Raw genomic sequence first — 23776 nt, forward strand, 5'->3', positions numbered from 1 at the left:
TTATTTCTAATCTTTAATTCACTATTTCTCATTTCTGTAGGGTGATATCTACTATATTATCCCAGTTGGCTTTTACGGTTAGTTTGCGATTGATGGGTAATACTTTTTCGGGCTGGCGGTGTTTATTGAAGAAAGCGCCCGGGTCCCAGATGCCATTCTTATTTTCATCGTACAGGATGCGCAGGTCATATTCGCCGGGTGTAAACAGTTTGGCATAAAACTCTTTGCCCTTCATGGGATAGGCAAATTTCACCGCATCGTTTTGAACAAACTGCAGTACCGGGTTTTTGGTGAAATCAAGGTTAATGAGGCGCAAACGCACCATGCCATACTCGCTTTGTTTTTTGGTGCGGAATGATAGCGTATCGGTGCGGGCTATTTTATTGCCAGCCGTATCCTCGGCAAATTCTTTATCAACGATCAGGTTGTAGGCGGTGTTTTCGATCCAGCTGTAAGAAAGGGTAACCTTTTTATTGCTGGTATCTGTTGTAAAATGATAATTGCTGAGAGGTTCGTTCTTTTCGTTGGCAAGGATAATTTTAGTGCTATCGAATTTTTTAAGCGGGGTAGTAAACCGTAGTTCAAGTTGATTTAAGAGGTCAAGTTCGTTATTGGACAGGTTGGTTTCGAGACGAAGGCGGGTATCTTTCTTTTCTTCTTTTTTTGATGGCTTTGCGGGTTGTGCGGCACCAGGTTTGGCAGGTGGTGCGCCCGGTTTGGCTTTTTTTGCTGTATCTGCTTCCTCTTTTTCGGTGTAAGCGTATAAGGTAACCGGTTTTGGCGAAATGGCGGGGGTTACCCTTTCGTCGGCAAACGCAAATAGTTGTTTATTGCTGAGGTACCGGCGCTGGCCGCCTTCATCTTTGAGGGCAAACAGCGCAAAAGAACCTGACGGCAGGTTGCTGAAAGCAAAATTGCCCTCTTTATCAACACGGGCTACATAACGCGGTTTTTCCTTGATAACAGCTGAATCATCTGTGCTGGGATGCAACATAACAATGAGAGTGCTGTCGGCTTTACCGGTTTCGGCAACCACCACTTTACCCGTAAGTTCCAGTGAATCGAGGGTGTTGCCGGTGCTGAACCGGTAAGTGAAATTCTTTAAAACATTGCCTTCGTTTATATCTTTTATGGCTTTGCCAAAATCGATGGAATAAGTTGTATTTGGCTGAAGGGTATCTTTCACCGTTACCGTTACGGTACGCAGTTTTGAGTCAACAGTGGGGTTTATTTTGGGTACTGGTGATACCAGCAGGTTTTCCTGTATATTATCAAGTTGAACGAATTCGTCGAATTCAAGTACGATCTTTTTGCCGGTAAAGTTCCTGGCCGAATCGCGGGGGTTAACGCTTACCAGCCGGGGAGGCAGGGAATCGCGGGGGCCACCCATGGGAGGCACTATATTGGCACAGCCAGTTTGCACCAGGGTCGGTGGAAGCAGCAGAATGATCAAAAGAAACGGTGAAACTATCTTTAAAAGAGAAGCGTACTTCATAAGGCCGCAAACTTAAGCCGTTTATTGGCAAATGTTGCTTCAAAAGACGTTAAATCGGGGAGAAACCGGTTACCAGTTGCCAGTTGCGGGGCCTTGAATACCGGTCGCTCTGCCTATGGTCGGGACGTCCGAATTCTTTACCTGGTAACGGGAAACCGGTAACAGGTAACTATTTTGGTCAGGCTTCCTCCTCAGAGGTGAGGTCGTGTAATTCAATGGCCAGCTTATTGGTTTTTACAAAATTGCACCAATGGCAGTCTTCCTTGCCGCAGCCAATATAAAACTCGCGGTTCTGGATCTTTTCCCATACGGTAACGATCTGCTGCGAAACGGTGGTGATATCGGCGGGCCTGATGATCACCTTTTCCTTGCGGTAAACCTTCTTTTTATCGGGTTCTATAAAATCAAATTCGGTGCTAACCACCTGCCAGTCCTTGCTTTCATAATTATCAACGAGGATCTTATAGAACACGGCCTGGCGCCAGTAATCGCCTCCGTTTGGCTCTTTGTCATTTGGCGGCTGCAGTTTGGGCCTGGCTTTATCGGGGTCGCCGGTCTTATAATCAACAATATTCACCTGCTTGCCTTCAAATTCCAGTTTATCGAGCTTTCCTTTGAGCTGAACCCCGTTCACGACAACGTTGCGGATATTCCTTTCCACGGTAACAATGCGGTTCCAGCTATGAATATATTTATCGTAATAGTTAGCCAGCACTTCCTGTCCGTACTCAAGACGGCGGTCAAACTGTTCGCGGGTAAAGTTTTCGCGATGGCGGTGCATGTACCAGTTAAAATCATCCACAAACTCTTCCATGCGGGGAAATACATTCCTGTTTTCCCGCATTTTTTCAAACAACCGTTGCAGCGCGTGGTGAATGGCCGAACCAAATTCGGTGGCTTCGTTTTTGGGCGAAGGAATGCGCAGCAGGTTCTTGAAGTAAAATTCGAGCGGACATTTTAAATAGTTGTTCAGCGCCGTTACGTTCATCACAAAGCGATCGAGCAGGGCGGTAATGAAATCTTCTTCAATACGGCCGATCTCGGGCGCTTCGGCTTCTGTGAACTGCACCAGTTGAAACTCTGTAAGCGTTTCTTCGCTCATGAACACTTTTTCAACCGGCAGCATGTGCTGTTCCTGTATTTCGGCAAGGAACATGGAGGGTTCCAGTTCTTTACCATCGTTTTTAAAGCGGCTGAATGAAATGCAGAGGTGTTGCTCGGCACGGGTTATAGCTACGTAAAAAAGACGGCGAAGCTCTTCCAGGTCGGCGCCGCCGGTTTCGCCGCGGCTGGCACCAGTGGGAGATATAAAAATATTATCAGGGATCTTGTAACCACCGCCTGGTTTGCGTTTCTTTTCCCAGAAGGAAGCATTGCAACCGGCAATGAATACATATTCGAATTCCAAACCTTTTGAACCGTGTGCGGTGAGCAGGTTAACGCCTTTATCGTTACCGCTTACCTGAACAAGTGGTAAGGGCAACCCTTCTTTTTCCATGAGGTCAAAAATATCGACCAGGTCATTCAGCTTCAGTAAAGGGTTGCGGTGGGTTTCTTCTTTTATAAAGTCGAACAATGCGGTGAGCACCTGCATCATCCAGGCTTTTTCGGGGCTTTGCATAATGATGTTCAGCAAACCCGTACGGCGAACGATATTTTCAACTAAAACCAGCAAGGTAACATTGGGCACGGTGGCTATGAGCTTTTCCAGTGCTTTGGTTGCCTGCTGCAAACCGGGGTGCAAGCCTTTGCTGAACAGATCGGCCGGTGGTGTATTGGCCTTGTCGTATAATAAACGGCGCAACGAGGTTTTGGCATTGCCAAAATGCCGGTCGGCCACTTCAATGCTTAGCTTGGCAATTTCAACCGGGGGAATATTAAACCAGTCGAAATGCAGTATTTCAAACAACATTTCATCACCACCATAAGGAATATCGTGCTCGGCGGCGATGTATTTGATGAGCAGAATAATTTTTTTGGCAAACGGTTCCTGCAATAAATTAATATGGCGTTTGCTGTAAACAGGTATCCCCAGTGTTTTGAAATACCGGGTCAGTTCTTCTCCATATTTATTCTCGCGGTAAATGATGCTGATCTTTCCCGGCATTACGCCCTGCGACAATAATTCCTGCACCTGCAGGGTGATGCCGATCATTTCCTGCCGCTGCGTTTCGTATTCTTTTATTTCGGGGATGGCATCGGCCGGTTCAAGCGCAAAGAACCGCGGGTGCGATGATTTCAGGTTCTTGCTAAGTCCTGCTATTTGTTTTACCAGCCGCTCCTGGTTATTATTGATGAGCGTCATGGAAACATCGAGAATGGGCTGGGCCGAACGATAGTTATTGGTCAATACTACAGTGAGCAGGCTTTTCTGGTACGAATGGGCGAATTGCAACATGTTCTCTACGTTGGCGCCCTGAAAGCGGTAGATACTTTGGTCATCGTCGCCCACCACAAAAATGTTGGGGGAGTCCCAGAAGTTGATCAACAGCTTTACCAGCTGGTTTTGTGTACCGCTGGTATCCTGAAATTCGTCGACGAGTATGTACAGGAATTGCTCCTGGTAACGGGTTAACAGCGCCGGGTTTTCTTCAAAAGCCCTGATCACCCAATTGATCATGTCGTCGAAATCGTAGCGGTTGCGGCTGCGCATGAGCTCCTGAAAACGGTCGAACTCGTTTACGGCAGCCCGCAGCTTTTCCATCTTTTCTTTCTCTTCCTCCAGCTTATCCTTCTTCACATCACCGGCCCTGAAGCCTTTATAAGCCCTTTTGTAAATATACTCATCGCGGGTTGGCAGGTCGGCCAGCCAGGCGTCGATGCGTTCATTGATAAATGCGGGCGACCAGCCTTCGCGTTTCATGGTGCTGAAAAGCGATTGCAGGTTATGTATTTCGTAGTATACATCACCCCGGTAGCGTTTGAGCGGGTGATTTTTTGGGAAAGTATCGATCAGGTATTTGAACAGTTCAATTCGCTCCAGTTCTGAAATGGGGTCGAGTGCTGTTTTTTCGAAAAGTGAAAGATTCTCCTGAATGATGTCGTTGCAGAAAGCGTGAAAAGTGTAGATGCTTACCCGGTATGCATCGGGGCCAATGAATTGCGACAATCTTCTGCGCATGGCCACCACGCCGGCATCGGTATATGTTAAGCACAGAATGTTACGGGGTTGCGAATCTGTTTCCAGCAGAATCTTGCCAATGCGGCTGGCAAGTATCTGGGTTTTACCGGTTCCAGGCCCTGCGATTACCATAACCGGTCCTTCAATAGTGTCGACAGCAAGTTTCTGCTGATCGTTCAGCCTCTTATATTCTTCTGTGAATTTCTGGTGAAGGCGCTCCCGATTCACGCTCATAGATCAAAGATAAAGAACGGTCAATGAATTTACCGGGGCCTAATATGTAAACAAGCCATATGTTCAGAAACAGCTTTTGAATGTGCAAAAGTTTTCAATTTTTTAATTCACGTATTGTGAACAAATTGAATGTTTGTATCGGATTTTGCCCCATTTTCGTGTCGTGAATACGCTCATTCCACTAAGGAGAAACTACTAGTGCTTGATAATAAGTAGCTTATGAGGAAGAAAGAAATAGGGGTTTCTAAGCTGGAATCGTTCTTTTTTTGGGAATAAAATCAAATTCCCAGCGTTTCTAACATTACAGATTTTCACGATAATGAAAAACCAGCACCCATTAAAGATATTTATACTCGAAGACGATGTTTGGTATGGCTCCATGCTGCAGCATTACCTGGCATTGAATCCTGACTACGAAGTAAAGCGGTTTCACAACTGCAAGGATTTCCTTAATCAGCTGCACGAGCGGCCCGAAGTTGTGACCCTTGATTATTCAATGCCCGATATGGATGGCAGCGAAGTGTTGAAAAAGATCAAGGAAGTTGACTCTGGCATTCAGGTCATAATTATTTCGGGTCAGGAAGACATAAAGACAGCCATCAATTTGATCAAGAATGGCGCTTTCGACTACATCGTAAAAGACGATGATGCCAAGGACAGGTTGTGGAACAGCCTGCTGCATTTAAAGGAAATTGACGGGTTGCGTAAAGAGGTTGAGCATTTGAAAGAGCAGGTGGGTAAGAAATACGATTACTCGAAATACCTGATCGGTAAGAGCCCCACTTTTGAAAAAGTGTTTAGTCTAATTGAAAAAGCCTGTAAGAGCAACATTACCGTTTCCATTACCGGAGAAACCGGAACGGGTAAAGAAATGGTGGCCCGGGCCATTCATTATAATTCAGATAAAAGCAAGAAGCCATTTGTGGCGGTGAACGTGGCGGCCATTCCCAGGGAGTTGATCGAAAGTGAATTGTTTGGCCATGAAAAAGGTGCCTTTACCGGTGCCATCACCCGCCGCATTGGGAAATTTGAAGAGGCGCATAATGGTACACTTTTTTTAGATGAAATTGGTGAGCTCGACATCAACCTGCAGGCCAAGCTGCTGCGGGTGTTGCAGGAGCGGGAAATAACCCGGGTTGGGGGGAATGAAGTAGTGCCAATAAATGTACGTATTATAGTAGCTACCCATAAGAACCTGTTGGAGGAAGTGCAGAACAGGCGGTTCCGCGAAGACCTGTATTACCGGTTGATAGGCTTACCCATTCAAATACCACCATTAAGAGAGCGGGGCAATGATATCATTATTCTGGCCAAACATTTTATGGACCAGTTCTGCAAGGAGAATAATACTGATAAAAAATTATTGTCGCCCGAAGCACAGCAAAGATTGTTACATCATGCATTTCCCGGCAACGTGCGGGAGCTGCGGTCGGTTATAGAGTTGTCGGTGGTAATGGCCGATGGCGATACTATTTTACCCGAACATATCACCCTTAATTCCAACTCCTCGGTTAATGACCTGATGAATAAAGACCGAACGCTGAAAGAATTTGAATTGCAGATCATACAGCACTATCTCGACAAATACGATAAGGACGTATTGCTGGTAGCGAAGAAACTGGATATAGGTAAATCAACTATTTATCGCATGATCCAGGCCGGTGAATTAAACGCCCGGTAATCGAATAGCGTAAGGCAACCGTTTATTCCCTGTTGATTACCGAAATAATGAAACCGTTGAAAACCATACAGGACGAAGGGAAGGCAGTTCCACCCGGCGGAACGGAGGAAGGCAGGAGCAACGCGTTAAAAACGCCGGCTTCATTTTATGAAGAAGTGCTCATGAATATTCCTGTAGATATTGCCGTATATGATACGGAAGGGAAATTCCTGTTCATTAATTCGGCCGTAATAAAAGAAGCAACTACCCGTGAATGGTTAATAGGAAAGACCATTGAAGATTATTTTCACATACGGCAAAAGCCACCCGAACTGGCCATCAGGCGCAAAGAGATGATAGAAGAAGCAGTGCAAACAAAGCAGCTGCAGAAATGGGAAGAGCGGTATGAATACCCTGACGGCCAGGTTAAATATCATATCAGACATATACACCCGGTATTGGATGCGCAGGAACAGGTAAAGTTCTGCATTGCCTACAGCATTGATATCAGCGACCAAAAACGGGCAGAAGAGTATATACAATTAAGTGAGAAAAAGTACCGCGACCTTTTTAATTACAGCCAGGCCTGGATCTGTACACACGACCTCAACGGCAAATTATTGTCGGTGAACCCGGCTGCCGGCCTGGCGCTGGATTATACTGCCGGAGAAATGGTAGGCCGGCACATGATTGAGTTTATACCGGAAGACGATAAAGCGTTATTTGAACAGAACTACCTGCAGCCGATACTGCATAATGGAAAATCGGAAGGGGTGTTCAGGATACAGGGAAAAACAGGCAAGGTCACCTACCTGTTATATCAGAACTATAAAATGGATGTGCCGGGCATAGAACCCTATGTGATTGGCTTTGCCCAGGATATCTCAGACCGCATAAAGGCCGAACGCGAATTGCGCCAGGCGAAGAAGATGACCGATGAAGCGGCGCGGGCAAAAGAAGTTTTTCTGGCCAATATGAGCCATGAAATACGAACACCCATGAACGGGGTGCTGGGCATTGCGGGGTTGCTGGCCAAGACCAGCCTCGACGCCCAGCAAAAGAATTACCTGCGGCTGATACAGGAATCGGCCAATAATTTATTGTTGCTTGTAAACGATGTGCTCGACCTGGAGAAGATCATTTTAGGCAAGCTGCAATTTGAGCATGTGGTTTTTTCGCTGGCCGATCGCATTGATCTTTGTTTGCAGTCGTTCATTTATAAGGCTGAGGAAAAGGGCATTGGACTGGTGCATGAAAACCTGATCAAAGAAGACCTTGTGGTACTGGGCGACCCGTACCGGTTAAGCCAGGTATTGAATAACCTTATAAACAATGCCATTAAATTTACAGAAGCTGGCGCCGTAACCATTGAAACCCGGCTGGTACAAAAAAATGATAATGAGGCTCATGTGGCATTTACCGTTAGGGATACCGGCATTGGCATTACCGAGAGCCAGTTAGGATTGATTTTTGAGCCATTTATGCAGGCGCATGTGGCCATAACCCGTACGCATGGAGGAACAGGATTAGGATTAAGTATTTGCCGGGAATTAATAACCATGATGGGTGGCGTATTAAATGTTGAAAGTGAAGCGGGAAAAGGGTCTTCGTTCAGTTTTGAATTACCCTTTGCAATTAGTTCATCTAAACTCAATCAATCGACCGTGGCACAAGAACTGAATTTTCAAAGTCTGGGCAACAGGTATGTTCTGGTGGCTGAAGATGTGGAGTTGAATCAATACCTGGTCAGGCATATTATGGAGTCGTGGGGCTTTACCGTTGATGTCGTGAACAATGGCCGCGAGGCTGTTGACAGGATACAGGCAAATAATTACGACCTGGTGTTAATGGATATACAGATGCCTGAAATGGATGGCATGGAGGCCACCCGGGCCATCAGGCAATTAGGCGATCCCGATAAAGCAGGGATACCCATTGTAGCGCTTACCGCCAATGCGCTCAAGGGCGACAGTGATAAGTACCTGGCGGCGGGTATGAACGATTTTCTGCCCAAACCATTTAATGAGCAAAAGCTGTTTTTAGTGATCTCAAATAATTTAAAAACCAGTGCACGAGCACAAGAAGATAAGCCTATGAAAAATTCAAACACACCTGTTATGGGGAATGAGGAGAAGTTGTACGACCTGACCATGGTTCAAACCATATCGGGCGGCGATTTGAGTTTTGTAAAACGGATGGTGCAGTTGTTTATTGATACGGTGCCGCCATCGATGACCGAACTGCAGAAAGAAACTGGGCAGCAAAACTGGCTGCAGGTGAGCAAGCTGGCGCATAAGTTAAAGGCGACTATTGACAGCATGGGCATTACCCGTATAAAAGAGGTGGTTAGAACCGTTGAAGCCAATGGAAAGAAGGGAGAGGAAGTAGATAAAATACCCGGGTTGGTGCAGGAGGTAATTAAAGTGCTGGAGGCTTGTATGAATCAATTAAAACGGGACTTTGAATTGTAAGATTGGATATTCAGGATTTCATTGGGGCTGAAGTAAGAGGTAGGAAGTAAGAAGTATGAAGTAGGAAGACGAAGTAAAAAGATGTTGAGTTTATAAAAAGGAAGTCGGAAGCTGGAGGTTTTTTGAGCCTCTTACTTCCGACTTCTTGCTTCTTACTTAAGCTTTCAGGCGAAGGCTGAAAGCTTATCCCGGCAGGCGGGAGATGTATTTTTCAATTTCTTTGATCTGTTTAACGAGTTCGGCGGTGGTGGGCTTAAGGGCTTTGGCTTTGCGGAAGAATTCCTTGGCTGCCCTGAATTCGCGTTTGTTCATCATGATATTACACATTTGCAGGTAGGCGGCCGCTTCATTTTCTTTATCGGGTAACCCTTCGCGAATAGCCTGGCGAATGTATTTTTCGGCTTGTTTAAAGTCGTTCTTTTGTAAGGAGATCATGCCCATTTGCAGCATGCTGGCGCCTTTCACTTCTTTCATGGGCGTACCGAGATCGAGCCCTTTTTTCATGTTCTTCTCAGCAGTATCAAAATCCTGTTCCATCATCGCCAGCTGACCTTTAAAAGTAAAAAAGGCCGACCGGATGGGTTTGTACAACAGGTTGGGATATTTTACGGAATTCAGTACGCGTTTAGCACCTTCAACATCACCCGTTTCCATGTGTTCCTGAATAAGGCGAAGGGGACCAATAAAGAAGTGGCCGAAGACTAAAATTGCACCGATCAAATAGGCGGGGAAAGCGGGCCAGAAGCCGCTGTAGACATTGGCCAGTACGCCCAAAGCTATCAGCGCCAGTCCCAGGTATAGGCGGTAACGTATAAGCCATGTATAAAACTTCATAAACCTTTGATTTTTTAAGGATGGCAAAGATAGGCTGAAAAAATCAGTTACTGGTTACCGGGGGGCGGTTTCCGGTAAAGCAGTTGTACCGCGGGGAATGGGGTTACGCTGTTTTGGTGCTTCCCAGGCACACCTGGTTGGCCTGGGTTGCGAACCGGAATGGGCAAAAACGCGCTGCGGCAACAAATTGGAAGGGTATGATTTAATTTTTTCCGGGATCAATTGCAAAAGCAAACGGCCGTTAAACGGAATGGGGATCTCGTTAAATTAAAAGTCCATTTGATTAAGCGGAATGAACTTTCGATTTAATTAAAAGTCTTTTTCGTTAAAAGAAATAGTCATTTCGTTTAATTGAAAGTCCTTTTCCTTAAAAGGAATGGTCATTTGATTTAATTAAAAGTGATTTGCGTAAACGAAATTGCAAATCGTTTAATTGAAACGTGTTTGCGTTAAAAGGAATTGGCTTTCGATTTAATTCAAACGTGTTTTCGTTAAAAGGAATGGCCGTTTGATTTAATTAAAAAGCCTTTGAATTAAACGAAATGAACAAATCGTTTAAAACGTGTTTGCGTTAAAAGGAATTGACTTTCCTTTCAATCAGATTTCTGCACAAAGCGTTGTAAATCAGCCAAAATTACAAATTTCCTGTTTTTAGCTCTGATTATTTATTGTCATCATTGATCTCGATCCAGTAACCGTCGGGGTCTTTGAAGTAGAGTTGTTTTACGCCGTCGACCCGGCTGGTGACGGTATTTTTTTCGCCGGCCCAGTTCTCAAATTCCACATTATATTTTTTGAGATTGGCGATGAATTCATTGATGGAAGGAACGCTGAAGCAGAGATGGGTGTTTTTATCGTGCGGGGTTTTTGCTTTAGCGCCGGAAATGATATGCAGGTGGCCGGGTGTGCCAAGGCTAAACCAGGTATGGCGGCCATCGTGAAAGGGTTCGGGAATGGTATCGAGGCCAACCACCTGATGGTAGAAGAGGGTGCTTTCTTTGAGGTCTACAACATAGCGGGCGATATGGTTGAGCCGGGGTTTATTTTGAGCGATGGCAGTATGCGAAGCAAAAACCAGGAACAGGGAAAGCGATAATAGATAACAGGCTTTTTTCATATAGAAAACAATTATTCGGGAAGTTAGTAAAATGGGCAGAACGGGCGTAAACAAAAATTGCACAGCCACTGAGGGCCGTGCAATTCCTTATTTTTTCGTTCAATTATTTTTAGGCGCGATCCCAGAATGGAGGCGGTTCAATGCCCAGGCTTCTTAAGTATACGTAGCCCTGGCCACGGTGGTGGATCTCGTTATCAATAACGTAGAAAAGAATAGAGGTACAGGTGCCCGGCCACTGGCCAAAAGCCAGGATCTGCTCGTTCCAACGTTCAGCAGGAATGGTGGCCCAGATGTTATTGATATCGTCGGTTGCCTGGTCCCAGAGTGCGAGCAATTCCTCTTTGGTGCTTACCTTTTCAGCCTCGGCATACTTTTGCCATTTATCGGTGGCGAAACCTGTGAGGCTGGGTACGGCCATGCCTAGAAACTCATAAACCAGGACAGAAAAGGGACGCATGCCGCCAATGGAATAGGTAAACAATTTGTCTTCAGGGAAGGCTTCGATCATTCTGCGGGTGAGCCCGCGATGGCCTTGCCAATGTTTAAGCACAGCTTCAGGAGTGAAAATACCGGCGATTGCATTTTGCGTTACTTCTTTTGTTGACATGATTATTATTTTTTAAGTATTGTAATTAGCACAACACAAAGCTATCAGGGGGGAGTGACAACAGTATGTCAGCAGGGGTTAAAAAAGGGCAGAAATTTTTTTAGGGAGTGTGTTTGTAGATATAAAGGCAGGATTTCCAGTGTATTTGCCCGGTTAGGCTTCCGGTTTAATGGTTTTCTTCCTATTTTTGCCATCCGCCGGGCGGCAGGTGCTGCCGGGTGGTTTCGTTGCCCGAGTTTTTCGGGTGCGGAGAGCAGAAACGGAATTTTAATTACTGGTCCCGTAGTTCAATGCCCGCCCGACTGAAAGTCGTTCGGGCAGTGAGTATAAAGGACATGAATTTTTACTGGTCCCGTAGTTCAATGGATAGAATAGAAGTTTCCTAAACTTTTGATACAGGTTCGATTCCTGTCGGGACTACCCAACCGGAAAGACACGAAATATCGTTGTTTTTCCGGTTTTTTATTTGGTTGAACCCCGCGTCCAGACTGAATATCAGCTCAGCCGCTTCATTAACGCGAGCGGTTCGATATGAAAACCCGTCGAAAGTCAATTTTTCGGGATACATCGAACCAATGATCTGGCGCTTTTCTGTTATTGTTCCTTCTTCATATAATATGTCTAAAGCGGAAAGATTGCTAACCGCCATATTTAATAACCCATCAATGTTATTTTCCTTTTGAGATAGACCGGCAAGTTTTGCTTCCAGCTCATTTATTTTGGTGGTGCATTCTGCTTTCAGTTCACGGAAATCGTCGTGGTCTAATTTCTGATCTGCCACCATTTCCCTTGCATTTTTCAGCCGGGTGTTCAGATTATCTAACTGGGAAAGTATTTGTGTGCGGTCGCTTTTCAGGTGTTTGGTTTTGTCATTGTAAGCTTCACCAATGGTGGCAACATATATGTCGTTCATGCCGGGATAGGGTACATACTTTTTAAGTTCCTGGACGAACAAACCGTTTGCATGTTCCGCTTTAAATCTGCATCCGCATGAAGATACACAGTGGTAATAATAATAATGGTTGTGCCTTCCTTTTGATGCACTACCGGTTAGTATTCTGCCGCAATGCGGGCAAATCAGGAAACCACGAAGGGCAAGAGCATCATGTGTGATAATTTTAGTGCCCTGCCTGATTTTCCTTTTTCGTCCTTCCAATACGTCCTGAACTTCATAAAACAGGGCTTCAGAAATAATAGGTTCATGTTGTCCCTGCACCAATAAAGGTTCTTCATCTTTATACTTCGGAATGAATATTTTGCCACAATAGACGGGATTTCGAATGGCGTTCCAGAAATTAGCCCGGCTGCATTTTAGCCCCCGATTATTCGCTTCTTTTCTTATTTGGTCAGCCGCAAACTGGCTGTTTGCAATTTCCTCAAAAGCCCATTTAATGATGCTTGCTTCCGGTTCTTTGGGAGCTATGTATTTCCGTCCGTTGTCAGTTGATTTATTAATATACCCGATGGGAGCGGTTGCCATCCACCGGCCTTCTTTTTTTGCCCTGCGCATACCAAAGAAAACATTCAAGGCCCGGCGGTCATTTTCGACTTCCGGGGCTGCCAGATAAAAAGCCAGCATCATTTTGTTTTCGGGAATTGACAAGTCTAACGGTTGTTCCACTGCCTGCGGTTCAATACCCAGGCGGCGTAACGTGCTGATCATTTGGTAAGCATCACCCGCATTACGGCTAAACCTATCCCATTTGGTAAAAAGAACAACATCAGACTTGCCTTTATTCTTACGTAAATCGGCTAAATACTTATTCCATTCAGGCCGAATGAAAGTTTTGGCTGAATGATCTTCGAAAATCACTTTCCGTACCTGTAAAGAGTTTATCTCGCAGTATTTGCGCAAAGTTTCCTCCTGGTTACGTTGTGAATAACCTTTATCTGCCTGCTCGTCAGTACTAACTCTGATGTACAAATCTGCTATCCTCATTTGTGATAAGTTGTTTTACTGGGTTAACCAGTCTTTTTTAAGTAATCATCCTCATCCCTCAAATATTGTGCTACGGCTATTGCAGCCATCTTGCGTAAAAACTCTAAAATAGCGGCAGCTTGTTCAATAGTTACCTCCGTGCCATGCTGACGCAGCAATTCCGCTGCCCATTCCGGCGTTAGCTTTTCCATCTTACCCCCTCAATTTTAGTCACACTCACCTATTCTTGTAAGACTCCTATACTAATATACGGGTTTGTTTTGATAAAATATCAGAGTGTCAAAACTTTTAATTAATTTGATACGAATTGACATGAAAATTTGGAATACCAGCAGGAATATATGCTAATTACCTTTGTTGTTAAATAAGGTCAATTGATGTAAAGTATGGACAAGGAATATAAAGTAACATATAAGACATACTATAACGATAGGTTAAAACAGGTTAACTTTCACAGCAAACTAACCTACCCGTTATATGTGCAGGTAACCTTTGACAGGAAGAGCGTCTTTTTTAAAAGTTACTTCTTTGACTTGTTTTCAAAGCCTAAATATGCTGTTCATATTGCAGGTGAAACATTCGGGCCTGATATAAAGGATATTATTAAAAAGGAAGAGACTCTCATTGAGTTCATAATTGAGAAAAACCAAAAGGACTTCTCCTTAGACCATTTTAAAAGCGAGTATGTTTACTATGGCCGGGATTTATTGGATATGATGGAAGAAGGGTTCCTGGATTACCTGTATACGTTTTTCTATGATGAGGGTTTGCCGTATCTGGCCGAAACGGTAAAAGCGGGTGCTTATGGGTGCAAACTGTACGAACTGGTTAAGGATTTTAAAAGGAGCTTAAGCCCTAAGCTATATCAAAAGCTGTGGGACAATTCATTTTTTTACAGTCCGCCTTATTTGCCATTGTGTGCTTTTAATGAAAAGCCGCAGCGGACGATGGTGACGGCGTTTACGGTGATGGATTGGGAGCAGGTGGGGGTAAAGGAGGATTTTAGTGAATATTTCAAAAAGCATTATTCAGGCAATGATGTATCCGAAACGCTAAATTCAATTGAGAAATTGGTTTCCAAGCTATGATTTGATAGATCTCCTTCTCTGCTAATACCTGCGTTACATTTTGGTATTCAACCTATTGCAGGCGATTCAATTATTTTTATTCTTCCTTTGTATCCATTGGAAGGGAGGTTTCTGCGAAAATTAGTACAGTAGGAATTAGAATTGTGGAAAAGTGTGTGGATAAAGAGTTAAATAGGATATGTAGGTAAGATGGGCGTGAGATGGATTTATGATGGGCTCTGTTTGCGTTAGAAATGGAGAATGTGTGGGCTATGCATAGGGAATTTTGGGTTTAAGAAAATTGCATAAATGTTTGATTTTCAATGGTAATTATGGGTTGTCTAAGTTTTCTTATAGAGAAGTTAATAATATCAGTTGCCTTTAAGTGTCTGAGATACATATAAATCGAGGTCAGCTATTAAAAGTGCTCAGTAACTCACCTATTAATCAGTATATAAGCCTGCACTTCAAATTGCCCATAAATTTGGGCGTCAATTGAGCAATAACACGGATATAAACTTGGATGCAAACTTGCATGCAAACTTGCATGTAAACATGCGCCTATAATTGCACACAAATTCGAACAAAAAAACACAGGAATGCATGCGTTAGTGTTATGAAATATATTGCATAATTCAATATCGATATTAGGTGTGAAATGGATGTTGATTAAAAAAAAGATATGATTTTTGATGGGAATTTGGCGGGAAGGGTCATATGCTTTATTTTTACAAATAATGAAAATAAAGTTCTTTGTCAGTCATGAGCTTGAAAAACCTTTTCGGCTTTCGGTTCATAAAAACGGTAAGCTAGGTTTTCCAATGGATGCTGCTAAGGCTCTGGAATTATCCCAAGAGAAAAGCATTTCCATTGGAGTGAATGATGAGGATCCGAATGACAATGCCCTGTATATGGTAATCAATGAAAGTCTTATACCGGGAGCATTTAAAGTAGCAAAAGCGGGTGACTATTATTACCTGCCGATAAAATTGCTACTGGATAACTTGAAAGTGCCGTATACAACTGAATCTGTCGCCTTCAACATGAGCAAGGTTGAAAATGGCGATGGGGTATTTTACAAGTTGATTCGGATTGTTAATGAAAAGAAAGCACCGAAGGCCGATAATCAGGAAACACAAGCTCTTTGATATTTGACGTTGAGAGTAGGCTGCAACGTTAAAAGGTAACTATTTAAATTTCACAAAATGGCAAAAGCCTACTATGGCGTATGCTTCAAGTGCAAGAAACACAAACACATAACGTTTCGAAGCACTAAAGCAGAACGTGACGGGTTAACCGGAGAGGTCATTAAAAAAGGCAAACGGTTTCCCATCTGCCTAGATTGCTTACGGTAATAAGCAATGATTTTGGACGAATCACAGTAGGAGTGACGGGCCTTAAAACACAATTGTGCAGGCGGCCGCACCCGGAAAGCTCGAGCAGTTGCATCTGACTCGGGCTTTTTTATTTAAATAAAGTGAATGTAAATGAACGTAGTATTTCTAAGAGTAATTTTTCTTTTCGGATCGCAAAGGTAACACCTGATTATTTGCTACACAAATATAATATCCGATATTTCCGACATCATAAATATAAGTCTATTTGACTTTCCATTCTAATTTTTAAACTTGAATTTGGTCAAAATCTTGGATTTCTAGGCTACTAATTACTTAAAATGCTGCTGAAAATTTTTTGACTAGATTTCCTTTCTAGTTAAATCTGTGAAAGAGGATAAAAGTCAAGAGTGTATTGAAATTCAACATATTATAGGCTTCCGTGTGTCTATGTATCGCATCCTGTCAGGGTAATAAACCTCTTGACTAGGGGGATTACCATAAAATGGGATATGGGGTGTCATGGTCTGGTATCTACAGGCAATTTTCAAACAATCGAGAACAGGAGGTGAGAAAAGAACTTAGTATAGTCATAAGCTTCAAAACTTGTAAGTTCTGAAGCTTATGATTGATTATTTAAAGTCCTAATCTTAAGAGTAGTATCAAAAGAGTTTGAATTTGCACCCTATATTTAATAATAGTTATCTATTTAAGCAAAATATCAGAAGTTTTACTGTAATCATGTAAATGTCTATAAGCAATATCTACATATGATTTTTTGAACAACTTCTTCTTTCTATCGGTCCAGGTCACCTCATTAAATACCTCTTCATTTGATAGTGAAGGATTTTCTAACAGTATGTACGCAACTGAAGCAAGTATCTCTAATGAAAGCTCAGATTGAAAACCGTCAATAAGCTTAATTGAATTTTTTAATCTTTCTTTTTGCTCAAAACTTAATTCTTTATTTACATATTCCTGAACCTCATTTAGCTTTTTATAATTTAACATAAGCGGTTCAAAAGGCTTGGCCTCCTTTTGCTCTAAGCCAGTTATATAAATTCCATTTAAAGCATATAAGACGTGGCCAATTTGATGTGAATATGGGCCATAATGATGTTTAATAAATTTTAATCGAAGATCTTCCCCCAAAGTTTGTAAAACAAAGGCTAATTTATTGGCAGAAAAAAGACTGCTATATTCTCCTAAACTTTCATAATAGAATAATAAATAGAGAAGCTGTGCTCTAGCAGGTGTAAGCTTTGCATCTTTTTTGGTATTTTCCTTTTGTAAAATAGCTTTTACTTCAGAGTTAGGTTGATAAATAAAAACTTCAGCATCAACGTTACTTAAATATTTTTCAATTTGACTTTTTACCCTATCCCATTCTAGTCCACCGTTTCCGCAACCTAGAGGAGGAATTGCAATACTTTTTATCTTTTCATCCTTTATTACTTTACTTAATTCAATTAAACCTGCTTCAATATATTCATATCTAGAAGGTTGCCTCCAATGAGTTTTTGTGGGAAAGTTGATTATTATTTTCTCACCAAGTAAAGCATTTTGATCCCTGACAACTAAGAGTTTTCCTGGTTGTAATTCCTTTGCTTTACATGCATCTAAATATTTTTTAAGATTATTACGAAATGCTTCTTTAAACTGTAAAGCGATTCCTTTACCCATAACACCAACAGTGTTAACTGTATTAACTAATGCTTCCGCTTTTGAATCAAGCAAATTTCCAGTAATATACTTTAGCATCTTAACGATTAAAATAATAACTCTTTTTTATATGAACAGGTATTAATGAGCCTGCTTTTTCTAACTCTTTTTTGACAAAATTAGCACACTTTTCATTGTAAACGACAATTGCTGATATGCAAGTTGTTGGAACAAAATGTTTTATCAAAAATTCTGCTTGGTATCTTCGCTGCCGATCAACATCGTCTGCAGTTTTTCTAAAATCTTTAGATTTTATAACATCCCAATCAATTTTTCCCAAATCTACCAAGTCATTATAATGTTCAGTGATCGCAGTATTTGCCTGGCCATCAGTAAAGAAAAAATCATTGCCGCATTTAGTCACGGCTTCAACTGTACAACACAAGAAAATAATGTCTTCAGGAGCTACTTTATCTATTCCATAACCAGTGAGTATATTATAAAGCATAATTGAGCACGGAGTAAAATAGAAAGGGACATAATCACCTATGTTCCCATAACCAAAAATTTTGACAGGATGAACAATTCTAACTCCAATAATACTATTGTTACCAATGTTCACATATTTAGGATCGGCATTTGGATGATTTTTATTGCAAATTCCATGCTCTAAAATATGTGATAAGTTCAACCTATGTGTAATCCGAAATAAAAATACAGGTTTTGAGATATTTCCTGACATTCTACGAATTTAAAGGATATGGTGATTTTACCAATTAAACAAGTAGAATTATAAATAGCTAATTTAATTTAATTAACCAATCAGTACCAAATAATTAAAAAGTAACATCACTTGACGTTATTCGCTTGGTTCTAATGTATATATAATCAATCACTTATGAAGAATATTGAATCCCAAATTTCGCATTGAATGGTTCTTTTTTAGGTAGTCCCAAGAATCAAGCCGATAATAATTTTTAAGTCTAAACTAGAGTGCTGTTTCAGGCAAGAAATCTCTTGGGGAACAATTAAAAACGGCTGCAAACTTGTTTAAATGTTGAATATTATAGCGCTTAGTATAATTAGGGCTCTCAACTTGCCCTACAAAGCCATTTGATTTAAATCCTGCCCGAATAGATAATTCTTCCTGGGAAAGCTCGGCAGCTTCCCTTTTTTCTTTTACTTTTTCAATAACATAAAGGTCTATGGCAGATCTCATTAATCACCTATTGGTGATTGCAAATGTGGGTAAATACAAAAAAATGTACAATCACCTATAGGTGAGTAAATAATATTCCCTTAACTTTATACAAGACTAGGAAAATTTATTCTATAAAGGCTTTTTAGGTAAAAAGTCCTGAGGACTGCATTCCAAGATTTTGGCAAGCAGATTTAAATGTTTAATGTTATAATGAGAAGGGTATTTTGAACTTTCAACTTTACCGATAAAGCCAACAGACATTCCCAATTCATAAGCAAGATCAGCTTGAGAAATGTTTTTCTCAAGTCGTTTATCCCTTACCTTATTGATAACGTATTGATCAATTTTGCTTTTCATAATCACCTATAGGAAAGTAAAGTTCCGGATTTGTTTTGCCATGTACAATCACCTATCGGCGAGTAATTAACATACAACTGAATCTAATCAAACACATTAATATGAAAACCTATAACAATCATCCCCATTGGCATAATCAGCCGTTACGCCTTACCAAAGAACAAAAGCGTGATCCGTTACCAGTATTGGATGACTTTTTTGAATGTTATCACCTAAATGATGTCCGGCAAATATTATGGCAATGGCTTACCACCGTTATTTCCAGCCATCAGAGTATATCAAATGATGCGCTTGACCGTGACAATCATCTTTATTTCTATGAAAAAATTGAGGGAATTATCGAGGCTGCTTATGTGATGAAAAGAAAATTACTTAAACACCGGCGTAAAGTAGAGAAAAGGAGATTAAAAAAAAGCAGCCAACCTGAAAATATTCAGTATGTTAAAACACCCGAACATTTTAAATCAAACGCTACCGGGCTTGCCGCCGAAAATGTGGTTAATGGCGAAGTATTCAATAAACCAAAGCAATTGCTGGAATTCGTAGACGAAGCCCCAATATATGTAATTACCCAAGTTTTCAAAAGCGAATCCCTGGCCTTTCTTCGAGATCAATTGCGGGATTGGCTACATGTTGCTTTGTCTGCTGACAGCACTATTTATGACGATGGAGAGCAACGTAGGCAGTTGCTTTCATTCCAAGATCACTTACTGGTCATCGTCGAAGCACTTTTTGTTATTTATATACAGAATAAGAATAAGATAGCAGAAAAGGAAATCGTCGATACTGATAAACCCAGATTACTTAGTCAGGATCAAATTGACAACCCTATGCAGGTTATAACCAGCTTCTTTGAAAAGTTTCCAATGGTATATATAGTTAGAGAATTATATGATTGGCTGGAGGCTTCCTTTTGTTTCGGGGGTACCTATCCTGATAACATGGACAAATTACAAGCATTAAATATCTATCGCAATGTTTTATGTCTTATAACTGCAGCTGACCGGCTTTTAAGCATTTAATTCCAAAAACTGTTTGCCATGTCAACACTTATAGAATTCACCCATGAGTTTTCTCAAGGGGTTTGGAAACTATATATATCGGATAAGTCTAAGCGGCTAATTGAATATGTAGATGAAGATCCTTTTTATGTGCTAAGCGAAGTATTTAGCGATCAATGGAATTTTATAACTGAAGAATTACGGGATTGGTTAATTATCGGCCTATCATCTGACAACACTGTATACGATGATTGGGGAGAGCGCCTTACTTTGGTTGTCTTCCATGACCATTTAGCATTCTTGATAGAAGCGTTGATTATTATCTACGTGAGGAACCTAGAGGATGTTGATAAAAAAGAAAAGATTCCACCATATAAGATTCATTTGCTTAGCGACAAGCAGAGAACGAATCCCAAACAAATAATCGAGCATTTTTTTGAACAATTTCCAACAACTTATATTATGAGAGAATTAGATGATTGGTTTACTGCAAGTCTTACTTACCCGGGTCACTGGCGTGATAATGTAGTTAGTCCTTATCACGCGCAACGAGTAAATGAAAAAGTATTATGTCTTATAAAGACTGCCGAGCGACTGTTACGACCCTAAGAAACATACTAATAAGTTTGTAACATATATTAATAGAATAAACACTATATGTCCAAAACTAAAAATAAACATTCAATTGATAAAGAAGAATGGAGGAAAGCAAAGAATGAGCTGGTACAACTAATCGACGAATTTCTTAGCGCGTCAAGAGAGATAGGCGGTGAACCGGATGTTGACTATTGGGTCTATTACTTTTTTGAACCGTATTATTTAAACGCAGGGCTCAGTGTTTATTCGAATGCCGCTGCTACAGCTTTGTGTATGTTTGCCACTCACGAAAAAATACGCCATCACTTTGAACAGATAAGCGAAGATAATTTCGAATTTCTTTGCCTTTTCCTTAAAAAGCTAGTTGAATTCTGCGACTATATCCGTTCCAATGAATGCAATGTAGCTCTATTAGATAAATGCAAATGGGAAGCAGGGCATAATTCCCATCATTCGCTCAAGGATATAGAAAAAGAAAAGACTCGATATCTTTATAAGATAAAGCATTTAAAAGAGCACACTCAGATAAGTAAGAGTACGATGTAGAATCATATCTCATAACAGTCCGTTTTAATCCGTTAAAAGAAAGTTTTATAGCGATTGTATAACATTTCATAAGAAAGTTTGTGTCTATTCACATTGGTCAAATAATTCAGGCAGAAGTAGAGAGCAAAAAGCTGACTCAAAAAGCATTTGGTGCACTTATTCATAAACATGAAAAGACTGTGCCAGACATTTACGAGCGTACTACTATGTCAATTGATTTACTAATAACTATCTCAGCTGTGCTTAATAAGGATTTTTTAAGCGTCTTTTATAATGAAGAACCAATGAATCGTTTACGTACTGATGAGATTGCAAAATTAAACCTTCAAATACAAAGGGTCACTGAAGAAAATAATCGCTTGCAAAAAGAGTTGGATTTATCTAAAAACCTGGTCGAAACCCAAAAAGAATTGATTTCATTTGTCAAAGATCAACTTGCGCAATTTAAATTCTAGTCGATAGGCTCTTCGCCACTGTAAAGAAAAATACTAATCAGTGCCATAACCATAAAGCCCCGATGTGTCTACACCGGGGCTTTTAAAAATTACTTATTGTCGCTTTTTATCCATGCGCTATCCATCAACCTTCTAACCTCTTTTCTACTTCCCTTATACAAATAATTCCAGGCGTTAGTGTATCTGTCATCTTGCAACTGTTCCATCCTTACCTGCTTATTATTATCAGACCAATGGACGGCCCAAAGATACAGGAAACGCAGAAATACAATTATTGCCAGCCACATAAACCATCGGCCAAAAACTATTTTATAGAACAGGTTAGCATCCTGCTCCGGAAACAACAATAACTGATATTTCTTAGTGATACTTTTAGGCTGACCGCTTACTATTAATTGCATTTGGGTCGCTGCTTTTTTTAAGATCTCTTCTATTGGTTTGGTATTAGTATGAATCGTTACTTCCTTCGGCTTGTCCAGCTTTTCTTCAAGTTGTATAAATTTCCCTGTTACGACATTTACAGCTATGACCAGGTCGCCTATTGATTTCGCGTGTGACTTTTGTTCTTCGGCAAATTCATTCAACACGATTTCTAAACTGCCAGCTTCTATTTTTTCAAAATTTTCAGGCTCCATATTTTTTAAATTTTAATGAGAAAATGTTTACAATGATGGCTTATGTCTCTTTCTTTTATGTCTGGCCTCCTTTAATAATTCTGGGCTAACTGACTGGTCTACGTACTCCGATTTCAGCAAGTCGTTCAACAGCTTGTCAAGCTGTTTTATCAACTCTAACACCTCAAAATCTTCCTGCCGGTCTGAATGCGCAGTTTTCAATAAAAGTTTCTGAACAGGTGTATGTCCACGTTTATCCATATCCCTTTGAAGGGTTATTTCCCGTATTCTTTGTTTCTCCTGCTTCAATTCCAGGTCGTGTTTTAGTTGCAGAATCTTTTCAATCTTTGCCAGCGAAAAGCCCACCTCGCTGCCTTTTATTTTTACCTTTTTATCATCAATGAATGAAATACCCCGTCCTTTTAATACAGCATAGCCGAGCGATTTCATTCTTTCTTCAAATTGTTGGAAGGTATTGACCTGCTTCAAGGTGTCGCGGATATCTGTTTTTAGCTTTTCTTTTCTGCTATCAAGGCGGGGAAGATGTCTCAACTCTTCAGGCAAAAATCGGCGGGCGCTTAATACTTCCTTTAATTGAAACTGCTTTTCTAGCTGTCTGCATAGGCTATCCATTTTCCGGTAACTGTGATTATCCTTTGCCACTTTTCCATCAAAACCGACCCTGTTGGCAACGATGTGTATGTGCGGTTCATTGGTATCTTTATGTAGTATTATGAGATACTGATTGTCCGTAACTCCAAACTGTCTTGCGCACTCTTTCCCCATTTCTATAAGCTGATCCCGGGAAACCTTGTCACCAGGTGCAGGCCGAAGGGAAAAATGAAACACCGGCTTTTCAACTCTTTTGCTCAATTTGGCTACATCCAAAAACTGGCTGGTCAGTTCACCCAGGTCGCCAAAACATTTATTGAATTCCAAAATCTCGGCCCTGTCTTTGTGTTGCAATTGATCTTTCAGAGATTTTAAAATCTTCTGTTCTTCGCTTAAATCAATTTTATCTTCCAAACAATACCGGATACATTCATAGAAAGAAGCACCGGTTCCCACATAGCCAATCATTGTAAATGCGATTTTATTGTTTTAGCTAATTGTTTTAATTCCACCGATTGGAGTTTCAGGTTAGCGCGTTCCAGCGCAGATAATTCTTCAATTCCGTTTCGTTTTTTGGCAATCTGATTGAGGTATGCAGCGATGTGATTAAGCATGGCAGTTAACTGTAAAACTTCTTTTGGCAATGCTTTTTCGCGTCTGTCAATTTTACCGGTCAGCGCTATTTCCCGCATATACTCCGATGTGGAAACGTTTGCACTTTTAGCTTTTCCAACTATAACACGTCTCTCGTAAGAGCTACATTTAACAGGTATTAGCTGATCTTTTTTTACGGCCTTTTTAGGACGGCCACCCTTACTTTTTGTTTGTTTTTCCAACTGCTCCATAATCTTT

At 41.2% G+C, this 23776-nt stretch carries 22 protein-coding genes and 1 tRNA gene; 9 read left to right on the forward strand and 14 right to left on the reverse strand.

The window, feature by feature from the left end:
* Positions 1–28 precede the first annotated feature (28 nt).
* The gene (locus A3860_RS06125; RefSeq protein ID WP_081145669.1) at positions 29–1495 is read right to left on the reverse strand and encodes an Ig-like domain-containing protein; all 1467 of its coding nucleotides are present in this window, start codon (positions 1493–1495) and stop codon (positions 29–31) included.
* 178 nt (positions 1496–1673) lie between these two features.
* Positions 1674–4850: an ATP-dependent helicase gene (locus A3860_RS06130; RefSeq protein WP_081145670.1), complete on the reverse strand. Its 3177-nt coding sequence runs from the start codon at positions 4848–4850 to the stop codon at positions 1674–1676.
* 319 nt (positions 4851–5169) lie between these two features.
* Here A3860_RS06130 and A3860_RS06135 point away from each other — a divergent pair, with 319 nt between their 5' ends.
* On the forward strand, positions 5170–6531 hold the full coding sequence (locus A3860_RS06135) for a sigma-54-dependent transcriptional regulator (RefSeq protein ID WP_081145671.1): 1362 nt from the start codon (positions 5170–5172) through the stop codon (positions 6529–6531).
* 47 nt (positions 6532–6578) lie between these two features.
* Positions 6579–8981, forward strand: coding sequence for a PAS domain S-box protein (locus A3860_RS06140; protein WP_081145672.1), 2403 nt, complete (start codon positions 6579–6581; stop codon positions 8979–8981).
* A gap of 183 nt (positions 8982–9164) precedes the next feature.
* Here the strand turns inward: A3860_RS06140 and A3860_RS06145 are convergent, their stop codons facing one another.
* The 3 genes from A3860_RS06145 to A3860_RS06155 form a co-directional block, all read right to left on the reverse strand.
* Positions 9165–9815, reverse strand: coding sequence for a tetratricopeptide repeat protein (locus A3860_RS06145; RefSeq protein WP_081145673.1), 651 nt, complete (start codon positions 9813–9815; stop codon positions 9165–9167).
* A 661-nt stretch (positions 9816–10476) separates the two neighbouring features.
* Complete coding sequence (locus A3860_RS06150; RefSeq protein WP_081145674.1) at positions 10477–10932, reverse strand: VOC family protein; 456 nt, start codon at positions 10930–10932, stop codon at positions 10477–10479.
* A 109-nt stretch (positions 10933–11041) separates the two neighbouring features.
* Positions 11042–11539: a DinB family protein gene (locus A3860_RS06155; protein WP_173820180.1), complete on the reverse strand. Its 498-nt coding sequence runs from the start codon at positions 11537–11539 to the stop codon at positions 11042–11044.
* Between the two features lie 348 nt (positions 11540–11887).
* On the opposite strand from A3860_RS06155, the gene A3860_RS06160 reads away from it, so the two are divergent.
* A tRNA-Arg gene (locus A3860_RS06160) sits at positions 11888–11959 on the forward strand.
* Here A3860_RS06160 and A3860_RS42240 read toward each other — a convergent pair.
* Both A3860_RS42240 and A3860_RS41475 read right to left on the reverse strand, forming a co-directional pair.
* On the reverse strand, positions 11922–13478 hold the full coding sequence (locus tag A3860_RS42240) for a recombinase family protein (protein WP_081145923.1): 1557 nt from the start codon (positions 13476–13478) through the stop codon (positions 11922–11924). The genes A3860_RS06160 and A3860_RS42240 overlap by 38 nt on opposite strands.
* A 23-nt stretch (positions 13479–13501) precedes the next feature.
* Complete coding sequence (locus tag A3860_RS41475; RefSeq protein WP_173820182.1) at positions 13502–13669, reverse strand: hypothetical protein; 168 nt, start codon at positions 13667–13669, stop codon at positions 13502–13504.
* A 195-nt stretch (positions 13670–13864) separates the two neighbouring features.
* Here A3860_RS41475 and A3860_RS06170 point away from each other — a divergent pair, with 195 nt between their 5' ends.
* Entirely contained in the window at positions 13865–14566 is a 702-nt protein-coding gene (locus A3860_RS06170) for a hypothetical protein (protein WP_081145676.1), read from the forward strand.
* A 716-nt stretch (positions 14567–15282) separates the two neighbouring features.
* Positions 15283–15693 (forward strand): hypothetical protein, encoded by a 411-nt coding sequence (locus tag A3860_RS06175; RefSeq protein WP_143773971.1) that lies wholly within the window; start codon positions 15283–15285, stop codon positions 15691–15693.
* An 891-nt stretch (positions 15694–16584) separates the two neighbouring features.
* Here the strand turns inward: A3860_RS06175 and darG are convergent.
* From darG to A3860_RS06195, 4 genes are all read right to left on the reverse strand, one after another.
* Positions 16585–17640 (reverse strand): type II toxin-antitoxin system antitoxin DNA ADP-ribosyl glycohydrolase DarG, encoded by a 1056-nt coding sequence (gene darG / locus A3860_RS06180; RefSeq protein ID WP_081145678.1) that lies wholly within the window; start codon positions 17638–17640, stop codon positions 16585–16587.
* 1 nt (position 17641) lies between these two features.
* Positions 17642–18283: a type II toxin-antitoxin system toxin DNA ADP-ribosyl transferase DarT gene (gene darT / locus A3860_RS06185; RefSeq protein ID WP_081145679.1), complete on the reverse strand. Its 642-nt coding sequence runs from the start codon at positions 18281–18283 to the stop codon at positions 17642–17644.
* A gap of 246 nt (positions 18284–18529) precedes the next feature.
* A complete protein-coding gene (locus A3860_RS06190; RefSeq protein ID WP_081145680.1) occupies positions 18530–18760 on the reverse strand; it encodes a helix-turn-helix domain-containing protein in 231 nt (76 codons plus the stop codon).
* Positions 18761–18871: 111 nt separating this feature from the next.
* Positions 18872–19099: a helix-turn-helix domain-containing protein gene (locus A3860_RS06195; RefSeq protein WP_081145681.1), complete on the reverse strand. Its 228-nt coding sequence runs from the start codon at positions 19097–19099 to the stop codon at positions 18872–18874.
* 101 nt (positions 19100–19200) lie between these two features.
* On the opposite strand from A3860_RS06195, the gene A3860_RS06200 reads away from it, so the two are divergent.
* The 4 genes from A3860_RS06200 to A3860_RS06215 all read left to right on the forward strand — a co-directional run bounded on the left by A3860_RS06200 (position 19201) and on the right by A3860_RS06215 (position 21698).
* Entirely contained in the window at positions 19201–20121 is a 921-nt protein-coding gene (locus tag A3860_RS06200) for a hypothetical protein (protein ID WP_081145682.1), read from the forward strand.
* A gap of 18 nt (positions 20122–20139) precedes the next feature.
* Positions 20140–20709, forward strand: a complete 570-nt coding sequence (locus tag A3860_RS06205; RefSeq protein WP_081145683.1) for a hypothetical protein — start codon at positions 20140–20142, stop codon at positions 20707–20709.
* A gap of 48 nt (positions 20710–20757) precedes the next feature.
* Positions 20758–21243: a hypothetical protein gene (locus A3860_RS06210; protein WP_081145684.1), complete on the forward strand. Its 486-nt coding sequence runs from the start codon at positions 20758–20760 to the stop codon at positions 21241–21243.
* A gap of 80 nt (positions 21244–21323) precedes the next feature.
* Positions 21324–21698, forward strand: coding sequence for a hypothetical protein (locus tag A3860_RS06215; protein ID WP_081145685.1), 375 nt, complete (start codon positions 21324–21326; stop codon positions 21696–21698).
* A gap of 89 nt (positions 21699–21787) precedes the next feature.
* On the opposite strand, the gene A3860_RS06220 is transcribed toward A3860_RS06215, so the two are convergent.
* Genes A3860_RS06220 through A3860_RS06230 form a run of 3 tightly spaced genes read right to left on the reverse strand, consistent with a single transcriptional unit; the run spans position 21788 to position 23769 of the window.
* On the reverse strand, positions 21788–22333 hold the full coding sequence (locus A3860_RS06220) for a hypothetical protein (RefSeq protein WP_081145686.1): 546 nt from the start codon (positions 22331–22333) through the stop codon (positions 21788–21790).
* A gap of 27 nt (positions 22334–22360) precedes the next feature.
* Positions 22361–23338, reverse strand: coding sequence for a relaxase/mobilization nuclease domain-containing protein (locus tag A3860_RS06225; protein WP_245843485.1), 978 nt, complete (start codon positions 23336–23338; stop codon positions 22361–22363).
* Positions 23339–23388: 50 nt separating this feature from the next.
* Positions 23389–23769, reverse strand: coding sequence for a plasmid mobilization protein (locus tag A3860_RS06230; protein ID WP_081145688.1), 381 nt, complete (start codon positions 23767–23769; stop codon positions 23389–23391).
* Between the last annotated feature and the right edge of the window lie 7 nt (positions 23770–23776).

This window comes from Niastella vici (assembly GCF_002077945.1).
Lineage (GTDB): Bacteria > Bacteroidota > Bacteroidia > Chitinophagales > Chitinophagaceae > Niastella > Niastella vici.

Excerpts from the sequence above, each read along its gene's own strand:
- A3860_RS06125 (WP_081145669.1), bottom strand. The coding sequence starts at position 1,495 with ATGAAGTACGCTTCTCTTTTAAAGATAGTTTCACCGTTTCTTTTGATC.
- A3860_RS06130 (WP_081145670.1), bottom strand. The coding sequence starts at position 4,850 with ATGAGCGTGAATCGGGAGCGCCTTCACCAGAAATTCACAGAAGAATAT.
- A3860_RS06135 (WP_081145671.1), top strand. The coding sequence starts at position 5,170 with ATGAAAAACCAGCACCCATTAAAGATATTTATACTCGAAGACGATGTT.
- A3860_RS06140 (WP_081145672.1), top strand. The coding sequence starts at position 6,579 with ATGAAACCGTTGAAAACCATACAGGACGAAGGGAAGGCAGTTCCACCC.
- A3860_RS06145 (WP_081145673.1), bottom strand. The coding sequence starts at position 9,815 with ATGAAGTTTTATACATGGCTTATACGTTACCGCCTATACCTGGGACTG.
- A3860_RS06150 (WP_081145674.1), bottom strand. The coding sequence starts at position 10,932 with ATGAAAAAAGCCTGTTATCTATTATCGCTTTCCCTGTTCCTGGTTTTT.
- A3860_RS06155 (WP_173820180.1), bottom strand. The coding sequence starts at position 11,539 with ATGTCAACAAAAGAAGTAACGCAAAATGCAATCGCCGGTATTTTCACT.
- A3860_RS42240 (WP_081145923.1), bottom strand. The coding sequence starts at position 13,478 with ATGAGGATAGCAGATTTGTACATCAGAGTTAGTACTGACGAGCAGGCA.
- A3860_RS41475 (WP_173820182.1), bottom strand. The coding sequence starts at position 13,669 with ATGGAAAAGCTAACGCCGGAATGGGCAGCGGAATTGCTGCGTCAGCAT.
- A3860_RS06170 (WP_081145676.1), top strand. The coding sequence starts at position 13,865 with ATGGACAAGGAATATAAAGTAACATATAAGACATACTATAACGATAGG.
- A3860_RS06175 (WP_143773971.1), top strand. The coding sequence starts at position 15,283 with ATGAAAATAAAGTTCTTTGTCAGTCATGAGCTTGAAAAACCTTTTCGG.
- darG (WP_081145678.1), bottom strand. The coding sequence starts at position 17,640 with ATGCTAAAGTATATTACTGGAAATTTGCTTGATTCAAAAGCGGAAGCA.
- darT (WP_081145679.1), bottom strand. The coding sequence starts at position 18,283 with ATGTCAGGAAATATCTCAAAACCTGTATTTTTATTTCGGATTACACAT.
- A3860_RS06190 (WP_081145680.1), bottom strand. The coding sequence starts at position 18,760 with ATGAGATCTGCCATAGACCTTTATGTTATTGAAAAAGTAAAAGAAAAA.
- A3860_RS06195 (WP_081145681.1), bottom strand. The coding sequence starts at position 19,099 with ATGAAAAGCAAAATTGATCAATACGTTATCAATAAGGTAAGGGATAAA.
- A3860_RS06200 (WP_081145682.1), top strand. The coding sequence starts at position 19,201 with ATGAAAACCTATAACAATCATCCCCATTGGCATAATCAGCCGTTACGC.
- A3860_RS06205 (WP_081145683.1), top strand. The coding sequence starts at position 20,140 with ATGTCAACACTTATAGAATTCACCCATGAGTTTTCTCAAGGGGTTTGG.
- A3860_RS06210 (WP_081145684.1), top strand. The coding sequence starts at position 20,758 with ATGTCCAAAACTAAAAATAAACATTCAATTGATAAAGAAGAATGGAGG.
- A3860_RS06220 (WP_081145686.1), bottom strand. The coding sequence starts at position 22,333 with ATGGAGCCTGAAAATTTTGAAAAAATAGAAGCTGGCAGTTTAGAAATC.
- A3860_RS06230 (WP_081145688.1), bottom strand. The coding sequence starts at position 23,769 with ATGGAGCAGTTGGAAAAACAAACAAAAAGTAAGGGTGGCCGTCCTAAA.